The sequence below is a fragment of the Lysinibacillus sp. NPDC059133 genome, assembly GCF_042755925.1.
GTDB lineage: Bacteria > Bacillota > Bacilli > Bacillales_A > Planococcaceae > Lysinibacillus.
Window position 1 is genome coordinate 1 of sequence record NZ_JBHZDH010000109.1, and the last position, 4,185, is coordinate 4,185.

The 4,185-nt window shown below is 35.1% G+C and carries 6 protein-coding genes; 2 read left to right on the top strand and 4 right to left on the bottom strand.

What is annotated here, in order from left to right; translation table 11 throughout:
- Positions 1-316: 316 nt before the first annotated feature.
- Entirely contained in the window at positions 317-517 is a 201-nt protein-coding gene (locus ACFXN8_RS26270; protein ID WP_376073983.1) for a PD-(D/E)XK nuclease-like domain-containing protein, read from the top strand.
- A 213-nt stretch (positions 518-730) separates the two neighbouring features.
- On the opposite strand, the gene ACFXN8_RS26275 is transcribed toward ACFXN8_RS26270, so the two are convergent.
- Positions 731-1,285 carry a hypothetical protein gene (locus ACFXN8_RS26275; protein WP_386848303.1) on the bottom strand — a complete coding sequence of 185 codons (555 nt, stop codon included), beginning with the start codon at positions 1,283-1,285 and terminating at the stop codon, positions 731-733.
- 232 nt (positions 1,286-1,517) lie between these two features.
- On the opposite strand from ACFXN8_RS26275, the gene ACFXN8_RS26280 reads away from it, so the two are divergent.
- The gene (locus tag ACFXN8_RS26280; protein ID WP_386848304.1) at positions 1,518-2,129 is read left to right on the top strand and encodes a Type 1 glutamine amidotransferase-like domain-containing protein; all 612 of its coding nucleotides are present in this window, start codon (positions 1,518-1,520) and stop codon (positions 2,127-2,129) included.
- A gap of 212 nt (positions 2,130-2,341) precedes the next feature.
- Here the strand turns inward: ACFXN8_RS26280 and ACFXN8_RS26285 are convergent, their stop codons facing one another.
- From ACFXN8_RS26285 to ACFXN8_RS26295, 3 genes are all read right to left on the bottom strand, one after another.
- Positions 2,342-2,701, bottom strand: coding sequence for a copper amine oxidase N-terminal domain-containing protein (locus ACFXN8_RS26285; RefSeq protein WP_386848305.1), 360 nt, complete (start codon positions 2,699-2,701; stop codon positions 2,342-2,344).
- Between the two features lie 195 nt (positions 2,702-2,896).
- Positions 2,897-3,715 carry an alpha/beta hydrolase family protein gene (locus ACFXN8_RS26290; RefSeq protein WP_376073979.1) on the bottom strand — a complete coding sequence of 273 codons (819 nt, stop codon included), beginning with the start codon at positions 3,713-3,715 and terminating at the stop codon, positions 2,897-2,899.
- A gap of 178 nt (positions 3,716-3,893) precedes the next feature.
- Positions 3,894-4,094 (bottom strand): hypothetical protein, encoded by a 201-nt coding sequence (locus ACFXN8_RS26295; RefSeq protein ID WP_386848306.1) that lies wholly within the window; start codon positions 4,092-4,094, stop codon positions 3,894-3,896.
- Positions 4,095-4,185 lie beyond the last annotated feature (91 nt).

A 4,185-nucleotide genomic window follows, 5' to 3' on the forward strand; every position in this document is an offset into this window, starting at 1 on the left:
AGGCAAAATTAAAAATGAGTCCGGTGCAATACCGAACTCATTTTATACAAGCTGCCTAATGAAATAACCGTGTCTAACTTTTAGGGGTCACTTCACAAGGTGTGGCTTTTTATTATGTACCCCAATCCAATTACGCAGTTTATCATTTCCAGTCTCATCGAGTAGGGCAGTGAAATTAGCATGCATTTTTTGTGAAGCGTTTTCACGCATGCATCCTGTTACATGAAGGTAAATTCTAGTTGTCGTGTCTGAGTTTTAATGGTCGACACGATTCATAATGTAATTGGTCCACCTCAGCTTCAGCAAGAAAGTTAATGTGAGACCACCAGATAAAGTAGTTTTACACTTCGGTTCAGGACGTTTCGACTTTGAGGAGAAATACGTTCAAACGAAACTACCAAGCATCATAGAAGTGAAATTAGGAGGTAAAAAAACACAACGATGTGATAAGTGTGAATACTGTCGGGAAAAAAAGAAGTTAGAAGTTACATTCGAAATTGAGGATCTACTAGATTAGGCGGTGGAATTGGATGAACAATGTGCCGACAAACGTTCGTTTTATTGCCTGCTTGGACTTTTCGACAGGCGAAGGATAATGAAAAATCAGTCGCTTGGTGCTGGAATATAAGACTAAGCTTGTCATTTCTTGCGCTTACCCGGGAAATTATTTCTTATTTCCTAACCTGAGTATCTCCTTTCCGAAAAAAGCCACTCATTTGAGTGGGCTAAATTATTGCTTCAACCTTTCTGTTATGATGGCTACCGGGAAATAATACATGCCGAGTTCATTTGATTGTTTTTCAGATATATTCATAGATACTGTCCCAATATCAACATATTCTATCGTTAATGTTTTCCAACCTTCTTCTTCTAGTAACGCATCGGATGCTTGACTGTACATAGACACAGCAATATCTTCTGGTGGTAAATTGAATTTGTTTGGCGCTAAGTCTATTATTGCTTTAATCTCGCCATTTTCGACGGTTAAACTAATTAATTTATCGTTCTCACCCATACCGGAATACTCAAGTATTCTTTTTGCTTCATCTGCGGAAATTTTTTTCTCTGTTATGTCTCTAGTTTCCTCTTTTGTTTTCTGTTCAGAAAGAGCCTTTTCCTCAGCTTCTTTAGCTTTTCGTTCTTCCTCTTTATTAGCGTGTTCAGCCTCTTTTTCTTTCGCTTTATCTAATTCTTCCTGAGCCTTATCTGTTTCTTCAGCTTTTTCTTCACCACAAGCTGAAAGTAATAGTGCAGACATGGCTCCTATGTAGATTAATTTTTTCATTGTGTAACCCCCTCTATATTTCCATTATAGGAAAAATAGCGTGAAAAGCACATGTAAAAAACAGACAACTGTGATTAGTTATCTTATTCTCCAAGAAGAGCCGGCCATAACCTTCCATTTGCACTATTATATATAAGTAGAGGGGGATGGAAAGTAGATTAATGTTTGATTTTTTTAAAAAGTCTGCTATCATAAAAATAGAAACGTTAGTTCTTATTTTAGGAGGCGCTTTATGAAAAAAATGTTTTTATCTTCTTCGTTTTATGATACTAGTCATTTTTTGAAAGATTTCGTCGGAGACAACATTGAAGGAAAAAGAGTTACTTTTATTCCAACTGCAAGTTTAGTTGAAGAGGAAGTACATTATGTAGATTCTGCAAAAACAGCCTTTGAAGAGTTGGGAATGATTGTAGAAATATTCGAAATATCAAAAGTTGATAAATATGAAGCAGAAGAAATATTGAGGAAAAATGATTTTATTTATGTATCTGGAGGCAATACATTTTTCTTACTTCAAGAGTTAAAAAGGTCAGGGATAGATCGATTAATTATTGAACAAGTTGGTTCTGGTAAGCTATATATAGGTGAGTCCGCTGGTTCAATAATAATGGCACCTAATATTGAATATGTAAAATATATGGATGAAATGAGTAAAGCGCCGCATTTAGAAACAACTATGGGTTTAAATCTGATTTCATCATATCCTGTTCCTCATTTTGGACATGAATACTTTTGTAGTATGGTTGACGAGATAATTACTAATTATAACAATAAAATTTCACTGACTCCGATATCTAATTCTCAAGTAATTTTAGTTCGAGATGATGATATTGAAATTGTTTAAGTATCTAAAAGAAATGTAGGATATAAAGAAGTCACACTTTCCGAGGAGGGCACTGAAAAAGTCTATATCTTCTCACATTGCGAGGTATTCAACGATTAAATCGTTGAATACCTCGCTTTTTTCATTTGGCACTGTGACTCTACTGTTGTAAAAAAAAATTACAAAAGCAGTACTAAATAAAAAAAGATGCTGCCTCATTCAAATCATACTAATTACTTTGTTGTAATAAATACAGCGTCATCAAAAGTAATATCTGCACCTAGTGCTTCACTTACAAAACGTACAGGTACCATAGTTGTTCCTTTATAAATTTCAGCTGCATGATTTAATTTAATTGTAGTTGTAACGCCGTTTGAAGTAACGTAAGCGTTTTTATTTCCAACGCCAATCACAACTTTTTTAATATCTTTGTATGCAGTTACTTTTTTTGTTGCATTGTCATAAGTAACAGTTGCACCAAGTGATACAAAAATAGCTTTCATAGGAACTAAAGTTGTTTCATTTTTAATATAAGAACTTGGGTTGTAACATTGCTTAACATTATTGATATATACATCTACAGTTTTAAGCACTGGTTGTGGTGTACTGTGATATGTTGGTTTTTAGTAATTTGTATTGTATCTAAAATTAATTCATTTTCTAGAAAATTTTCTGAGTACCCAATTATCACATCATCGTGAAATAGATACTGTAATGCCCTTCACCCATGAAATGCACGTTGTTTGAAAAAAAAATAATAATTGCCTAAAGCGATTCTATGATTTTTACTATAGTACGATATCCAATAAATTAGTAACTTCTGTAAGAATATCTGACCATTCTTCGGCGTTGGGGTCAATCACTTTAAAGTGCTCAGCGGATGGGATCTCCACCATTTTTACCTGATCCCCAGAAGCATCTGCTACACGTTTGTAATTATAACTAATTCCGATTGGCACATTGATGTCGAGAGAACCGTGAATAAGAACTTGTGGAACCTGAAGGGGTAATAACTGAATTGGAGAAGCTTGCGCATAACGCTCTGGAACCTCTTTGGATGACCCACCTACTAAATCAGATACAGGATAGTTATTTGCTAAACCGAATTCTGATAGACGTAAATGATGAACATCATCCATGAGTGCAAGATCGTTAACCCCTGCTAAGCTTATCGATCCTTTAAGAGAAAGTGGTTGATCAGTAGTTCTTAAAACACTACTTTCTGGTAGTTTTTTACGACCGGCTAACCATAAAGCTAGATGCCCTCCTGCAGAATGTCCAATAGCAATAACCCTGCTTAAATCAAGATGATTTTCTTCTGCTATTTGTTGTAAAAAATCGGCTGCATTTGCAACATCAATAAATGTACCAGGCCATCCTCCACCCTCATCTCCAACTCGACGAAATTCAATGTTCCAAGTAGCTATTCCCCTTGACGCCAAATCTTTTGCTACAGGTTCTATAGCATCAAGGTTCCAAATGTTTTTCCAAAATCCACCATGAATTACAATTGCAACTGGATAAGGACCCTCTCCTTCAGGGAGACGAAGATCTCCAAACTGCAACTGATTTTTTCCGTAAGCGAATCGTTTATTTTTTATACTCATAAGAGGACCTCCATGTTTTTCTCGACTTTTTCATTCTTGACCCAAACGAGGTTAGGGCCACCTAAAAAATAAAATAAAGCTAATAGTCATAGGCAATGTTTTAGCCTAGGCTTTTTTCGTTCATTTATCATATGATTGATATTTTGCATAAAACTTCTTAGCTGCTTTTTTTCGTCTTTCAATATCTTCTTTTAAGAATAAATGATCCCGAGTTAATTCTTTTATTGGAACTAACTTTTCCCGCTTTTGCTAAAGCTAACCCCGCAATTACAACACCTGTTCTTCGTTTGCCATTATTAATCCCTCCCAAAAATATAGAATTTGGCTCAATATTTTTTCTTTTCCCTATTTTTAGAGGAGTAAACATAATTTTTATCACACGTGTTGATTAACCAAAATTATACAGTCGTTGAATGATTTATGTCCCAATGAAACATCAGGATTTCTTTCACCCTAATTCGCCATTCCAG